General features: G+C 42.7%; 16 protein-coding genes. 7 read left to right on the forward strand and 9 right to left on the reverse strand.

What is annotated here, in order from left to right; genetic code table 11:
• A partial coding sequence (locus AC5YCD_RS12890) for a transposase family protein (RefSeq protein WP_496128521.1) occupies positions 1–206 on the forward strand: 206 nt, incomplete at its 5' end.
• Here the strand turns inward: AC5YCD_RS12890 and AC5YCD_RS12895 are convergent.
• From AC5YCD_RS12895 to AC5YCD_RS12915, 5 genes are all read right to left on the reverse strand, one after another.
• Positions 163–1,170 (reverse strand): heme-dependent oxidative N-demethylase family protein, encoded by a 1,008-nt coding sequence (locus tag AC5YCD_RS12895; protein WP_496130415.1) that lies wholly within the window; start codon positions 1,168–1,170, stop codon positions 163–165. The two genes, AC5YCD_RS12890 and AC5YCD_RS12895, sit on opposite strands and share 44 nt — an antisense overlap.
• 16 nt (positions 1,171–1,186) lie before the next feature.
• Positions 1,187–2,158, reverse strand: coding sequence for a PDR/VanB family oxidoreductase (locus AC5YCD_RS12900; protein ID WP_496130416.1), 972 nt, complete (start codon positions 2,156–2,158; stop codon positions 1,187–1,189).
• On the reverse strand, positions 2,155–2,751 hold the full coding sequence (locus AC5YCD_RS12905; RefSeq protein WP_496130417.1) for a dimethylamine monooxygenase subunit DmmA family protein: 597 nt from the start codon (positions 2,749–2,751) through the stop codon (positions 2,155–2,157). Before AC5YCD_RS12905 ends, AC5YCD_RS12900 begins: the two co-directional genes overlap by 4 nt.
• Before the next feature lie 187 nt (positions 2,752–2,938).
• Entirely contained in the window at positions 2,939–4,372 is a 1,434-nt protein-coding gene (locus AC5YCD_RS12910) for a sigma-54 interaction domain-containing protein (protein ID WP_496130418.1), read from the reverse strand.
• Positions 4,369–5,502, reverse strand: coding sequence for a PAS domain-containing protein (locus AC5YCD_RS12915; protein ID WP_496130419.1), 1,134 nt, complete (start codon positions 5,500–5,502; stop codon positions 4,369–4,371). The genes AC5YCD_RS12910 and AC5YCD_RS12915 overlap by 4 nt, the downstream gene beginning before the upstream one ends.
• A gap of 282 nt (positions 5,503–5,784) precedes the next feature.
• On the opposite strand from AC5YCD_RS12915, the gene AC5YCD_RS12920 reads away from it, so the two are divergent.
• The 4 genes from AC5YCD_RS12920 to AC5YCD_RS12935 all read left to right on the forward strand — a co-directional run bounded on the left by AC5YCD_RS12920 (position 5,785) and on the right by AC5YCD_RS12935 (position 9,160).
• On the forward strand, positions 5,785–5,985 hold the full coding sequence (locus tag AC5YCD_RS12920) for a hypothetical protein (protein WP_496130420.1): 201 nt from the start codon (positions 5,785–5,787) through the stop codon (positions 5,983–5,985).
• Positions 5,986–6,372: 387 nt separating this feature from the next.
• Complete coding sequence (locus AC5YCD_RS12925; RefSeq protein WP_496130421.1) at positions 6,373–7,695, forward strand: NCS2 family permease; 1,323 nt, start codon at positions 6,373–6,375, stop codon at positions 7,693–7,695.
• Between the two features lie 73 nt (positions 7,696–7,768).
• Positions 7,769–8,767: an adenosine deaminase gene (locus tag AC5YCD_RS12930; protein ID WP_496130422.1), complete on the forward strand. Its 999-nt coding sequence runs from the start codon at positions 7,769–7,771 to the stop codon at positions 8,765–8,767.
• A 48-nt stretch (positions 8,768–8,815) separates the two neighbouring features.
• Positions 8,816–9,160 (forward strand): hypothetical protein, encoded by a 345-nt coding sequence (locus AC5YCD_RS12935; RefSeq protein WP_496130423.1) that lies wholly within the window; start codon positions 8,816–8,818, stop codon positions 9,158–9,160.
• On the opposite strand, the gene AC5YCD_RS12940 is transcribed toward AC5YCD_RS12935, so the two are convergent.
• Complete coding sequence (locus AC5YCD_RS12940; protein WP_496130424.1) at positions 9,157–9,711, reverse strand: cytochrome b; 555 nt, start codon at positions 9,709–9,711, stop codon at positions 9,157–9,159. The two genes, AC5YCD_RS12935 and AC5YCD_RS12940, sit on opposite strands and share 4 nt — an antisense overlap.
• A 198-nt stretch (positions 9,712–9,909) precedes the next feature.
• On the opposite strand from AC5YCD_RS12940, the gene AC5YCD_RS12945 reads away from it, so the two are divergent.
• Positions 9,910–10,308, forward strand: a complete 399-nt coding sequence (locus AC5YCD_RS12945) for a hypothetical protein (protein WP_496130425.1) — start codon at positions 9,910–9,912, stop codon at positions 10,306–10,308.
• A gap of 83 nt (positions 10,309–10,391) precedes the next feature.
• Positions 10,392–10,970 (forward strand): ribonuclease HII, encoded by a 579-nt coding sequence (gene rnhB, locus AC5YCD_RS12950; protein WP_496130426.1) that lies wholly within the window; start codon positions 10,392–10,394, stop codon positions 10,968–10,970.
• A 48-nt stretch (positions 10,971–11,018) separates the two neighbouring features.
• Here the strand turns inward: rnhB and csrA are convergent, their stop codons facing one another.
• The 3 genes from csrA to alaS all read right to left on the reverse strand — a co-directional run bounded on the left by csrA (position 11,019) and on the right by alaS (position 15,581).
• The gene (gene csrA / locus AC5YCD_RS12955; RefSeq protein WP_122901904.1) at positions 11,019–11,273 is read right to left on the reverse strand and encodes a carbon storage regulator CsrA; all 255 of its coding nucleotides are present in this window, start codon (positions 11,271–11,273) and stop codon (positions 11,019–11,021) included.
• Positions 11,274–11,544: 271 nt separating this feature from the next.
• Positions 11,545–12,825, reverse strand: a complete 1,281-nt coding sequence (locus tag AC5YCD_RS12960) for an aspartate kinase (protein ID WP_496130427.1) — start codon at positions 12,823–12,825, stop codon at positions 11,545–11,547.
• 62 nt (positions 12,826–12,887) lie between these two features.
• Positions 12,888–15,581, reverse strand: coding sequence for an alanine--tRNA ligase (gene alaS / locus AC5YCD_RS12965; protein WP_496130428.1), 2,694 nt, complete (start codon positions 15,579–15,581; stop codon positions 12,888–12,890).
• Positions 15,582–15,600 lie beyond the last annotated feature (19 nt).

Raw genomic sequence — 15,600 nt, forward strand, 5'->3', positions numbered from 1 at the left:
TAAAGAAAAAGAAGAATTTCCCGTTATTTAGTGTTGAGAAAAAGTACAATAAACTGATTGGAAAAATACGAGTTGTGATCGAACACATCAATAGTCAATTGAAAACATTTAGAATATTAAGTGAACGCTATCGAAATAGACGGAAAAGATTCGGTTTACGCATTAACTTAATTGCTGCATTGGTAAACCGAATAAACTTGCAATAACCACTTTCGCAAGAGGTCTAATAATGTCTTGATTTAAAGTTTTCATGACTCTGTGCATACGTTTTGCCCAAGCAGGATTAGTAGCAATATCATTTAAGCTCAATAAATAGGTACGCACGGGAAAGACAATCGCATTACTGCGTGGTAAACGATGCAGCGGTTGCAATTCGATCCTTAAATAAACTTTTTCACCAGCATTTTCAGCCGTGACAGTGGTACGGTCAGGTGCCCAATCCGGTAAGCTCTCTGCGGAAACGTCTAAACGTGGATTGACAGTCAGTGACCAATTTAAACGACGCACCGGATGACCATTGCGTAAACGCAGTAAGAATTTTAAAGCACGATCAAGCATGCCTGTTTCTTTAACTAAAGGTACTGGGCCATGAAATTCATGCCATGCCATACCTAAGTTAAAACGCAGTGAATAGTCAGCGCGTTGCGTGGCAATCCCTGCACCCCAATATAAAGTGTCATCGCGCTCTTCTTGTAATACCCAGTCGCCTTGTGCTTGACGGGTAATATATTCCATAGGCTCATACGGGAGCGTTGATGGATCACCAAAGGTAAAGTGATCATCAATATTTAACAGCGTGTTGCGCCAATGCCATTGATCACCTTCACGCTCTAAACTGAAATATTCAGGGTAATCTTTGGCATAGGATTCCATAATCAATTCAAGCAAATCCCACTGCGCTTCCATCATGTGCGGTGCAGCCACATAGTGCATGCCGGGATCTTTTGCTAAGGTAATGGCACGGTCACGGCATTCGCTAATATAATGTTCATCAATATCAAACACGGCTTTTAAGGCATGTTCGCCAAAGGGTACATGTGGTTCTAAGTTCATTGAATACATATAGTGGTCATCTGGGAATGGCCACGGTGCGCGGGCAATACATTCAGGACTGTTGGCGTAGGTGTAGTCGTCACGATAAGTTTCGTCAGGGCGAAATTGAATGGGCATGTTGTTATTCTCCTAATTAGCAGTCAATGACGAGGTTTGAGCATTTTGCGCGTGACACACACGGCATAATTTTTTGATTAAGTTGTTTTTCTTCATCAGATAACCAGTCATCGCTATGAATGATGTCACCCTCGAGTGCAAGGACACGGGTTTCACACATGCCACATGCACCGCCGCGGCAAAGATAAGGAATGTCATGTCCGGCTGCTTCAGCTGCTTCTAATAAACTTTGGTCAGGCGACACTTGAATACGCGCACCGCTACGTGCCAAAGTCACTTCAAAGGCTTCGCCGCTACTGCCTTGTTCTAAAAAGCGTTCATAGTGAATGTGGCTATCGGTCCAGCCCAATGCATGTGCCTGATGAATGGTGTCTTCGATCATGTGATCTGGGCCACACACGTAAACATCACTGCCAAGTGGGCGGTTCGCCAAGACACTGGCAATATTTAAACGTTGACCTTGATGCGCGGCATAAATATGAATATTTTCGCTGCCATATTGTTGCTGTAATTCTTGGCCAATGCGGGCATGTTCTAGACTGCGCACGGCAAAATGCACCTCAAAAGGCGTACCACGTACGCGCAGTTCTGCCAATTGCGAAGCAACCGGGGTAATCCCAATCCCACCTGCAATTAAAATATGTAAACGAGCGTGTTTGCTTAAAGGAAATAAATTAACAGGACGTAGAATTTCTAGCTCATCGCCTTGTTGCACGGCTTGATGTAAATAATTGGAACCGCCACGTCCGGTATCGACACGGCGCACCGCAATTTGATAATGACTGGTGTCATAAGGTGAACTCATTAATGAGTAAGCATTACGGAAACTACCTGTTTGATGAGGGAATACCAAGACAATATTGCTACCGCCTGAAAAAGGCGGTAGATGACTGCCTTCAATTGGGATGAGAGTAAAGCGTTTGATTTCAGGGCTTAAAGTTTCTATATGGCTGACGCGAACTTTTAAACTGCCGTTGGCTTGTCTCATGTGTCGAGCTCCTCTGCATGGGGGTATTCACCGGCAACTTCGGCATCGGCTTTAACGGCTTGAAATGCAGCGAGACGACGAGAATAATGGTCACGGACGACTAAGGTGATGTGGCAATGTGGGCAGTCAAACACCCGTTGAGTGACATTTTCTGTGTAACCATCACAATGCACACACCAGACACGGCGTACAAAGGAGCCACAGTGCTCACGCAACACCTCATCGCTATTGAGATTAATTAGGGTTGCAGCTTGCATGGCAATGCCAATAAAGCTTTCTGAGCCTGCTAGGTACAAGCGTGTACCCATTTTGGCATTGGCTAAAATGACATGCAGATCATTGACTAAATCTTGGTTGCTTGGGTACAGCTGTAAATCAATGTTTAAGGCTTGCAGCTGGTCTTGAAAATGTTGACCTGAAAAACTTTCGATTGAATATAAGACTTGAATAGATGCATCGTTTGGCATCTCGTTGAGGAGTCGTAACAGGGCTGCACCGCCACTGCCTTGAGCTGCAATCAAATGGTGCTTGCCTTCGGTCAGTGGCCTGAGTACATCATATATAGGTCTGCTTTTAATACCTGTAATTAGCATGCTTGTCCTTCTCTATTTTGAGGCTTAAATGCCTTTTTGTTATTACATGTCAAATAGAGCAACGATTATGCCAAGTGTTTAAATATTTGTTTTATATTTATATTTTTTGTGTTTTTAGCTTTTTTATGCTGCAAAAATGCCAATGTGGCTTGGCAATTTTGCAGACAGCTTGGCAATTTTGCAGACTTTAATTTTCGCTGCGCTGTAGCTTGCGCGTTAATGTGGCAACGTCAATGCCTAAATATTGTGCAGTTTTGACTTTGCTGCCTTGGCAGGCAAGGGTTTTTAAAATTAAATCCCGTTCAAATTGTTGTACATGAATTTTAAGACTTGTCTCATGGTGGTTGGGTGCTTGTAGTTGTGGCAACACTGAGTGCGCAAGGATCTGTTGCTCGGCAAGCTGGCCGAGTAGCTCAGGTGGTAAATGTTGAGTCTCGGCCAGTTCATCAGCCAGTACGGCCAAGCGCTCGAAAATATTCACCAATTCACGTACATTACCTGGATAATGATATTGCAGTAGTTTCTGGCGGCAGTCTGCCGATAAAGCTAAGGCAGGTTCTCGATTTTGATTAATGTGGTCCAATAGATTGTCTATGAGCATGGGCAAATCTTCTAAATGCGCGCGTAAAGGGGGAATATCAATAGGCAATACAGATAAACGGTAATACAGATCAGCACGAAACTCCCCACGTGCTACCAAAGCGCGTAAATCTTTATTGGTTGCTGTAATCACTTGAACCTTTACGGTTTTGGCCAGCGCAGAGCCTACGGGTTGAATGCTACTGTCTTCTAAAAATTTCAGTAGTTTGGCTTGTGCATGTAAGGGGATTTCACCAATCTCATCTAAAAATAGAGTTCCACCTGCTGCACTTTCGATATAGCCTTTTTTACCACTGTGTAGGGCACCAGTAAACGCACCACGTTCATAACCAAACATTTCTGACTCAAACAAACTGTCCGGAATACTGCTGCAATTGACATGAATAAATGGACGGTTATGCCAACCGGCAGCACGGTGAATATGTTGGGCGATGGCAGTTTTACCTACTCCTGGTTCACCTAACAGTAATAAACGTGCGCGTCTGCGAAAGGCACGTACTCCCATATCGGCAATATGTGACAGTAATGGCGAAAGATGCAAAGCACGTTGTTGTGGGTCCCCTAACCCCGCAGCACTATGATGCGGCATGGCTTTACGCCGTGGATCACGCTGTTCTGCATCATATTGCAATAACACGGTATAAGGTTTTTGCTGCTGGGTGGGGACCAATTGAATATGCGTGCTAAAAATATGTCCGTTAGCATGCGGCGTATTGGCCTTATTGAGACCTTGCGCCAAGGCACGTTCAAACTCGGTATAATTTAAGGCAGCGCGTTGTAGTAATTCACGATAATGTAAGCCCAACAGGTCTTGCCGCTTTAAGCGATTAATCCGTTCTGCAGCCAGATTCATTAAACGCAAAATACCCTCTTGATCATAGATCACAATGCCGTCATGAAAGCTGTCAAATAAACCATGTAAGCTGCTTGAAGCAATACAGCTCTCTAGTGTATCTACACTTAAGTCAACCGCTGAGCGCATGCCCATACTAAAACTAGGTAAAAAATCACGTTCTCTCATGGCGATAACTCATAAGCTGGCTGGCCATGGTGAGCAAGACGTAACACGGCAACGGTCCAGGTTAAGTTTTTTTGAATCCGAATCGCAGAGCAATGGGCGTGATAGGTCTGCAGTTGTCCTTGTAGATTGGTCAGCTCAATTTTTTGCCAAGCGCGATCCATCAGTGAGGATTGCATTAAGGTATGTACGGTTTTGGTGCCTTGAATAATACCAAAATGCTGTTCAAAGGCAGCATTGCGCCATTGCGGATGTGCAGTTTCATCAATCACCACCACTGCATCGGGAACCGCATCAAAAACTTGTCGGAGTGCGTGAATACGCTGTTCTGCATCTTGTTGTAAGTCAAATTCTTGGCTGACATCATATAAACTGCCCCACATACGCAGCATCTTGCCGTTTTCGATATGGGCACGTACATCGTTTTCTATATAGGCCAAAGAGCCATCATGACGACGGTCAACTGACAAAGCACCATTGACACAAAACTGACTCTGAATCAGGCGGCGTACAAATTCTTCATTGGCAGGACTGCGTGGCCAATACAAACGGACCGATTGCTGATTAAAGATGACATCACTAGGCATTTCATAGATTTCGCGCATAGCTTGGTTACACATCCGCCAATGTGACGGCGTTTCAAACACCTGTTTGACAATATCATCGGCACTTAAGCTTAAATCAATGGCCTGTTCCCATTCAATGCACCAATAAGCCACACGGGTGCTATACAGCATTTCACTCATCACTTGATTGGCATCTTCCAACTCATTGACCCGTTGACCTAAACTGCCTAAAGGCAAACACAATAAGTGCAGTACTGGCTCAGATTGCTCCCGCCAAGCCAAAATGCCACTGGCTAAGACATTAAAAAAGCGATGACTATGTTTTAAAAATTTGAGTTCTAGCTGTTGGACTTTTTCATCTGCAGGAGGGTATACAAATAGCTGTTGGATTTTGGCTAAGCTGTCTTGGGTTAAAAGCTCTGTGAAGGATAAAGTCATCAGATGCTCAGTCTCATAACCGAGGTGTTGGCTTAAACTGGCTGAGCATTCTAAGATGCGGCCATCTTCGGCAAAACTACACTGATGCACCAATCCTCTTTGGCTGAAGTGATTAAATAAATCTGTCATCTTGTGACATCCAATGAAGTTACATTGCGGCAAAAAATGCGAAATGTGTGCCAAGGCAAAACGTTGCTGGCTATGTTGCACATGTATTAGGTGAGATCGACGATTATGTAGTTATCATAAAAAATTCTATAAAAAATCATAAAATAGACACATCGTTTTTGTCTTATAGTGGTGCTTGGCGTATTTTCTTAGTGCAGCAAAATACAGTACACTGCGCTAAGTCGATGCATCACAACAATACTGTTCCTTCAATTAAATTGATGTTAAGGATATAAACAGAGCATGATAAAAATAATATTTACTTTGGCAATTTTAGTGGCCTGTGTGGCCAGTTATCTGTTGTATCGTCAAGAGCAGCAGCACAAACAGCATGTGGCAGTGGTGGTGAGTGAGGCACAAAGCTCATTACAGCATGTGCAACAAAATCCCTATTATCATCGTCAACCTATAGAGACTCAGCGAGCGGTAACTGAGGAAGAATAGTTTGCTTTAACCATAGGCTTTTCAAGGCTTGAGATCGGATAATTTTTTTACAGTCATCTATCAATTAGATGCATTTTTTTAGAAACAATAAAAAATCAATGTGATATAATTGCTCAAGTGTATTGTTAAGTTAATGCGTTTATTTTTGTAAATGCTTGATTTAACTAAGGCGAGTAAAGCTGCATAAATGATATGCAGCTTTTTTATTTACACTGCTTCAATTTTAAATCTGTTATTTAAGTTTGATTCTAGGGTAAATGACTTCTCCTTTAAAATGGAACATTTGGCATATCCATTGCTTAATCTGCTGCAAAATCTCCCTTTTGTGTCATAAGTGGGTTTTTTAAATACCGCAATTAGGCATCAATTATTTATAGGGGCTAGGTCATGACGACTCCTAATCCATCTTCCGCAAGTATGCTAGAGCGTCTGTTTAAGTTAAGCGAAAATAAAACCAATTTTCGTACAGAAGTAATAGCAGGTATCACCACATTTTTAACGATGTGTTACATCATTATTGTCAATCCAATGATTTTATCTGAAACAGGTATGGATCATGGGGCTGTCTTTGTTGCAACTTGTCTTGCCGCGGCCATTGGCTGTATGGTTATGGGCTTGATTGCAAATTATCCTATTGCATTAGCACCCGGCATGGGCTTGAACGCTTACTTTACCTACTCGGTGTGTATGGGCATGGGCGTGCCATGGCAAACAGCGTTGGCTGCGGTTTTTGTCTCTGGGATGGTATTTATTGCCATCAGTATGTTTAAAATCCGTGAAGCAATTGTCAACGCCATTCCGATGTCGTTAAAACTTGCGATCGGTGGGGGTATTGGTCTATTCCTTGCGCTTGTGTCGTTAAAAAATGCCGGCATTATTGTCGATAATCCAGCCACTTTAGTGAGCTTAGGTGACTTAAAACAACCTTCTGTATTACTGGCATTATTGGGCTTTGTGATGGTGGTGGTAATGCACCATTTTAAAGTGCGTGGCGCCATTATTATTAGTATTTTAGCGATTACAGCCATTGCAACTGCTTTGGGATATAACGAGTTCCAAGGGGTAGTAGGCTCTATTCCATCACTTGCACCAACTTTTATGCAAATGGACTTTGAAGGTCTATTTACAGCCAGCTTAATTGGGGTCATTTTCGTTTTCTTCCTGGTCGATTTATTTGACTCAACGGGGACTTTAGTGGGTGTGTCACATCGTGCAGGCTTACTCAAAGATGGTAAATTACCGCGCTTGAAAAAAGCCTTGTTTGCTGACTCTTCTGCAATTGTGGCAGGTGCAGCCTTAGGTACCTCATCAACCACACCTTATATTGAATCTTCGGCAGGTGTGGCTGCCGGTGGTCGTACAGGCCTTACTGCGGTTGTGGTAGGGGTTATGTTCTTACTGTGCTTATTCTTAGCACCACTGGCACAATCTGTACCAGGTTATGCCACTGCACCTGCATTACTGTTTGTTGGTGTATTGATGATTCAAGGCATTACCCATATTGATTGGGATGATATTACCGAAGCAGTCCCTGCATTCTTAACCATCATCTTTATGCCATATGCATATTCAATTGCAGATGGTATTGCTATGGGCTTTATTAGCTATGCTTTAATTAAATTGCTCACAGGTAAGGCCAAAACTGTGCCATATATGGTATGGATTATTGCATTACTTTGGGCGCTTAAATTTGCGCTGTTTGGTGGTTAATTCCATCTAGACAACCTGAAGGGTGCTTGCCTAAGGTCAGCACCCTTTTTTATATCTAAAATAGGAAAATGTCATGACCCAGTTAGATTTAATTCGTGCTTTACCTAAAGCCGAGTTGCATGTGCATATTGAAGGTACTTTTGAACCTGAACTCATGTTTGCAATTGCGCAGCGTAATCAGATTGAAATTCCATATCAATCGGTTGAAGAAGTCCGTCAGGCCTATAATTTTCATAATTTACAATCATTTTTAGACATCTATTATGCAGGCGCACAAGTTTTAATTCATGAACAAGACTTCTATGATTTAGCTTGGGCATACTTTGAAAAATGTGCCAAAGATCACGTGGTACACACGGAAATGTTCTTTGACCCGCAAACGCACACTGAGCGTGGCATTGCTTTTGAAACTGTATTGAATGGTTTAAAGCGTGCCTGTGAGGATGCCAAAGACAAGCTTGGCATTAGCTCGCACTTAATTATGTGTTTCTTACGTCATTTAAGTGAAGAGGCGGCATTTGAAACGCTAGAACAAGCTTTACCTTATAAAGAGCAGATTATTGGTGTAGGGCTCGATTCAAGTGAAGTTGGGCATCCGCCTGAAAAGTTTGAACGTGTCTTTGCCAAAGCGCGAGAAGCTGGCTTTTTAATTGTGGCACATGCCGGTGAAGAAGGCCCAGCAGAGTATGTTTGGCAAGCGTTAGATGTGCTGAAAGTCAATCGTATTGACCATGGTGTGCGTTCAGAAGAAGATCCTGTATTAATGCAGCGTCTAATTCGCGACAAAATGCCGCTGACTGTATGTCCATTGTCAAACTTAAAGCTGTGTGTGGTCAAGGATATGCGTGAGCATAATATTCGTCGTTTATTGCAACAGGGCGTAAAAGTGACTGTGAATTCAGATGATCCATCTTACTTTGGTGGTTATATGAATGATAACTTTATTGCGATTACTGAAGCACTAGATTTAACTACCAATGAATTAAAGCAACTGGCGATTAATTCATTTGAAGCATCTTTTATGAGTGCCGAACAAAAGCAAAACTGGATTGCTCAAATCCAAGCACTCTAATGAATCCGGCAGCTTTAGCTGCCGATTTCTTTTAAGGTTTTTAAAATCATGATCAAAGTATTTATTCTAGCACTAAGTAGCTTATGGTTTAGCACCTCAGGGTGGGCCGCACCTAGCCTGACCCAAAAAGTGCTTAAACCTGTGATTGCGTATCAGTGTCAGCAAGAACTCAAAGAATCCAAAATATGGCGAGCGGCCAGTTGGCTAATGACTGCCGAACAAAAGCAAAGTAACCAAGACAGTATTTGTGGCTGTGTTAGTGACAATGCTATGAATGATATGGGCGCGAAAGAGGTTGCACTGGCTTTGGTCAATGAAGCTGAGAAAGACAAGTTGGTACGTAAAGCTGTTATGAATAGCTTGAAAGGTTGTATTTCGGCAGCAGTGAATTAATCTTTGGGTTGTTTAGTCATGCTGTCCAACACATGATCGCGATCAATAAAATGATGCTTAAGCGCTGCAGCAATATGCCCCACAATTAACACAGCCACTGCCCAAGATAAATAAATATGCAGGGGTTTTACAATGCCAAGAATCTCAGGATTCTGATTTAATAAACGTGGAAGTTCAAACAGGTATAACACGGGTGCAGGATGACCTGCGCTCCAACTGAATAAGCAACCTGTAATGGGCAGCGCAATCAGCATAAAATACAGGGCTAAATGACCCAGATGTGCCATTCTTTGCATCGTCGGGCTCATATGATCGGGGAGTTTGGGTGCAGGGTGGGTATAACGCCATAAAATCCGCACTACAAATAAGAAAATAATCACTGTAGCTATATTTTTATGTAAAGTAATCACATCGCCTTTAAAACTACCATCTACGTCGTAACTTAAAAAATTACCACTATAAAAACCAATCAACCAGGCAGCAATAAAAATAATGGCCATAATCCAATGGAGTACCTGGGCTGTACGCGTATAATATTGATTTTGCTGCATGTTGCTCTCATTTTTATCCTCATTGCCTAAAGTTTAAGCCAATTGAGCGCTGAGACAAACCATTCTTCTGCAACGCTTCGTTGCTTACCTTGCAACGCTAGTTGTTGGTATTTTATCCATCTGGCTTTTTAGCCAATTTCTTATATGCCAAGATTTGGGCACAATAGCCGTATACATCTTGTATCACTATTTAGGATAATGCTCGTGAAAAAATTAGTTGCTGTATTAGCACCGCTTGCTTTGGCTTTAACTGCGTGTGTAGCAACAGATACAACGTCAACCACTGGTACAACCTCTACGACTGTAGGTGCACAGCAATTGGCTATGGCCGCGGTCAAAGTAGGCGTACAAGCAAAATGCGTGACTGAACTTGAAAATAACAGCTATTGGAAAACAGGTTCTAAACTATTAACTGATGCCAAAAAACAAGAACTACAAACAGAAGTATGTTCATGTGTAGGTGAAAAAGCGACCACTTCTGTAACAGCAACAGATTTAATCATTGCTGCTATGGACAAAACGCAACAAGCAAGCTTAGCTTCAAAAGTAGTAACATCTACTTTAAATGCATGTGTGGTTGAAACCCTTCAAAACTAAGCTAAGCCTTTAGCTTATACTGCGACCTTGAGCCTCGGCTTTAGGTCGTTTTTTATTGAATAGCAGGAGAGAAGTGGATACAGATGTTAATTGCAGGTACAGATGAAGCAGGCCGTGGCCCATTGGTTGGATCAGTGGTGGCAGCGGCTGTTATTTTAGATCCCAAGCGACCGATTGCGGGTTTAAATGACTCCAAAAAACTCACTGAGAAAAAACGTGAACAACTGTTTGTTGAGATTCAAGAAAAAGCCTTGGCTTGGGCCATTGCAGAAAGTAGCGCGCAAGAAATTGATGAGCTGAATATTTTGCAAGCTTCGCTGTTGGCCATGCGCCGTGCAGTTGAGGGTTTAGAGATTCAACCTGAACATGTGCTGATTGATGGAAATAAACTGGTGCAAGGCTTAAGTATGAGCTGTGAAGCTGTAGTGGGTGGAGATGCTTTGCATGCTGAGATTTCAGCAGCCAGTATTTTAGCGAAAGTGACCCGTGATCGGCAGATGGTAGCGCTTAATGCACAATATCCACAATTTGGTTTTGCCAAGCATAAGGGCTATCCAACCAAAGCACATTTTGCTGCAATTGCTGAACATGGGGTGATTGCCGAGCATCGGCGTAGTTTTGGCCCAGTCAAAAAAGCACTTCTCGCTTTAGCGCAACATTAAAAAAATTTAAAGCGGCATAAATGCCGCTTTAGGAGAAAAACACCGATCTTAACGATTGTAGTTATTCTGCGAAAAATCACCTTCTTCAAAAGAAGGTTGATAATCCTGGTCTAAGTGCTGCAAATGTTCATGCATAGCACGTTCATGTTGAATGCGTTGGTAAATTTCTTCACGATGCACTGACACTTCTTTCGGGGCATTTACACCAATACGAACTTGGTTGCCTTTAACACCAAGCACAGTCACACTGACTTGGTCCCCAATCATTAAAGTTTCTCCGACACGTCGGGTCAGAATCAGCATGCTTATCTCCTTGCCAAATGCTATAAACTGCGATTTTTAAGATTTAAAACCAGTAAAAAAACACAACCTTGAAACGAAAAAGTATTCATCTAAAAAGATGTATCGCATTATATGTCATATAACGCAATATATATTTTATACAGATTTACAAAAAATCCTTGTTTCCTAATATAACAGAGCCACTATAAAAGGAAATATAGTGGCTCTGTTTTTTTGTAGCGTTTCGCAACTATAGGTTAAATATGCTTATTTTCCCGTAGCTGCTAAAGCTTTAAGCGCGTACGCTTGACTCACCGTGTTCACGATCTAAGCCAAATGCAGTGTGTAGAGTACGCACTGCAAGTTCAAGATAATTTTCTTCAATAATCACAGAAATCTTGATCTCTGAAGTTGAAATCATCAAAATATTAATGCCTTCATCTGCAAGGGCAGTAAACATTTTGCTGGCTACGCCTGCGTGTGAACGCATACCTACACCAACAATCGACACTTTTACAATGTCATCACGTGTTGCAACTTCACGCGCGCCAATGTTTTGAGCAGTCTGCTCTAAAATAGCTTTGGCTTTTGCAAGTTCGCCACGATTAACTGTAAAGGTAAAGTCAGTCGTACCATCTTCTTCTACATTTTGGATGATCATATCGACTTCGATATTGGCATCACCAATTGGTTTTAAAATTTTAGATGCAATACCTGGCTCATCAGGCACGCCTAGAATTGTTAATTTCGCTTCGTCACGGTTAAATGCGATACCCGAGATAATTGGTTGTTCCATGTTGTCTTCCAATTCAGTCGTAATAAGTGTTCCGACGTTGTTTTTAAACTCTTCGTCAAATGCGCCATCGTTGTCATTGTCAAAGCTTGAAAGTACGCGTAAAGGTACTTGGTATTTACCAGCAAATTCAACAGAACGAATTTGAAGGACTTTTGAACCCAGCGATGCCATTTCAAGCATTTCTTCAAATGAAATACGATCGACTTTTTTTGCCTTTGGTGCAACACGTGGGTCAGTGGTATATACACCATCCACATCGGTATAGATTTGGCATTCGTCTGCTTTGAGTGCAGCAGCAAGAGCAACACCTGAAGTATCTGAACCACCACGACCTAGGGTTGTTGTGTTACCTTCGGCGTCAAAACCTTGGAAACCCGCAACAACAATCACACGACCTGCATCTAAATGCGAAGTCATCACGTCAGTATCAATCGATTCAATACGCGCTTTGTTAAATGCGCTATCGGTACGAATACCCACTTGACGACCAGTCAATGATTTAGCGCTCACACCTAGCGAGTTAAGTGCCATTGCTAACATGGAAATCGTGACCTGTTCACCCGTAGACACCATTTGGTCTAATTCACGTGGGTCTGGGGTCTCAGTAATGGCTTTCGCTAAAGCAAGTAGACGATTGGTTTCGCCACTCATTGCTGATACCACAACCACAACCTTGTGGCCGTGGTCATGCCAGCGCTTTACACGACGAGCAACATTTAAAATGCGCTCTGGAGTACCCATAGAGGTACCGCCATATTTTTGTACGATTAATGCCATAGTTGTTCCATATAAACCATGACCCTAAGCAACTTAGGGTCAGTTACACAAAAGGTGAAGTATTATTTTGCTGCCAACCAAGCTGCTAATTCAGCCATCACAGGAGCAAACTTCTCGTTTAGTGGCGCGCCACCTTGTGCTAAGTCAGGTTTACCACCACCTTTACCACCTAGCTCAGTGGCCAGATGTTTGATGATGTCACCTGCTTTAATAGACGAAGTGAAGTCTTTTGCTACAGAAGCCAACAGACTGACTTTGTCGCCTTCAACTGCTGCAAGTACAATCACTGCATTGTCTAATTTTGATTTTACACCGTCATGTAGGGTACGTAATGATTTAGCATCCATACCTTCAACAGTGGTAATTAAAGTTTGACGACCTGCAATCTCTTGAACTTGGCTAAGCAGTTCAGCAGCTTGAAGGCTGGCTAACTTTTGATTCAATTGTTCGATGTGTTTTTGTAAACTTGATGCTGTATCAGCTAAGGCTTCAACTTTCTCAATTGTTTGATCTTTTTGTGCTTTTAATAAGCCATTAATGGTGTTGATGTCACGATCTACTTTTTGAGCTACTTCAATCGCTTTGGTACCTGTCACAGCTTCAATACGACGAACACCTGCTGCAACACCACCTTCAGAGGTGATCTTAAACAGACCGATGTCACCAGTGCGTTTTACGTGAATACCACCACAAAGCTCAATCGAGAAGTTTTTCTCTTCAATCACTGAACCCATAGACAGTACGCGTACTTCGTCACCGTATTTCTCACCGAACAACATCATCGCGCCTTTTGCTTTCGCAGATTCGATGTCAAGAAGCTCAGTCGTTACAGGGGTGTTGGCAATGACTTCAGCATTTACCAGACGTTCAATTTCTTGCAGCTGTTCAAATGTCACTGGTTGATCATTGGCAAAGTCGAAACGTAACACGTCAGATGCAACCAATGAACCTTTTTGTTGTACATGTGAACCCAAGATTTGACGAAGCGCAGCATGTAGAAGATGCGTTGCAGAGTGGTTGCGTGCAGTTGCTGCGCGAATGTCTGCTTTTACAGTTGCTTCTACGTTTTGAGTAACTTTTAAGTTACCCATCGTCACGATCCCTTGGTGAACGAAGGCACCACCAGATTTTTTGGTGTCTTGAACTTCAAAAATACCAGTCTCGTTTTTGAAGAGTCCTGTATCACCAATTTGACCACCGCTTTCTGCATAGAAAGGCGTTTGGTTTAAAACAATGAGCGCTTCATCGCCTTCAACCACTTCATCCACTTGCTCGCCATCTTTATAGATTGCGATGATTTGACCTTCACCTGCAGTAGCATCGTAACCGTCAAATTGAGTTTCGCCTTCAACTTTGACAACGCTGTTGTAGTCGATTGCAAATTTACCTGCATCACGCGCACGTTGACGCTGAGCCGCCATTTCAGTTTCAAAGCCAGCTTCGTCAATGGTTAAATCACGTTCACGCGCGATGTCAGCTGTAAGGTCAGTTGGGAAGCCATAGGTGTCGTAAAGTTTGAAAACCACTTCACCCGGAATCACAGAACCTTTTAAGTTGGCAAGCTCGCCTTCAAGCAATTTCAAACCTTGCTCTAAAGTTTTCGCAAATTGCTCTTCTTCTTTCAGTAGCTGTGCTTCGATACGCGCTTGATTCACTGCAAGTTCAGGATATGCAGCACCCATTACTTCAATTAAAGGCTGCAACATTTTATGGAAGAATGAACCTGTCGCACCCAATTTGTTACCATGACGTACTGCACGGCGGATGATACGACGTAGCACATAACCACGACCTTCGTTAGACGGGTTTACGCCATCAGCGATCAAGAATGAACATGAACGTGCATGATCCGCAACCACTTTTAAAGATGCAGGATAGTCAACTGGTTTGCCAGTTTCTTGTGCTTTTGCTTCGAGTTCAGCCGTATCTAAACCAATGATTTCCGCAGCTGACTTAAGCAAGTGTTGGAAGAGGTCGATTTCGTAGTTTGAATTCACGTGTTGTAAAACTGCCGAAATACGCTCGAGCCCCATACCTGTATCAACAGAAGGTGCTGGAAGAGGGTGAAGCACGCCATCTGCAGTACGGTTAAACTGCATGAAGACGTTGTTCCAAATCTCGATGAAACGGTCGCCATCTTCTTCAGGTGTGCCTGGTAGACCGCCCCAAATGTGGTCGCCATGGTCAAAGAAAATTTCAGAACAAGGACCACAAGGACCTGTATCACCCATAGCCCAGAAGTTATCGGATGCGTATTGACCACCTTTGTTGTCACCAATACGGATAATGCGAGACGCATCTAGACCAATTTCTTTGTTCCAAATCTCAAATGCTTCATCATCGGTATGGTAAACAGTGGCATAGAGTTTGTCTTTAGGGAGGGCTAACCACTGTTCTGAGGTTAAGAATTCCCACGCAAATTTGATCGCGTCTTGTTTGAAGTAATCACCAAACGAGAAGTTACCTAACATTTCGAAGAATGTATGGTGACGTGCAGTATAACCCACGTTATCTAAGTCATTGTGCTTACCGCCTGCACGGACACATTTTTGTGAAGATGTTGCACGAACATAATCACGTTTTTCAAGACCCAAGAAGCAGTCTTTAAACTGGTTCATACCAGCGTTGGTGAACAATAACGTTGGGTCATTGGCGGGTACCAGAGAACTCGACGCGACACGTGTATGGCCTTTTGTCTCAAAAAAGCGCAAATATGCTTCACGAATTTCAGCTGATGTCATAAAACGAGTACTCACAACCAAGTCACTCCATAAT

The sequence above is a fragment of the Acinetobacter sp. CY05 genome, assembly GCF_059515805.1.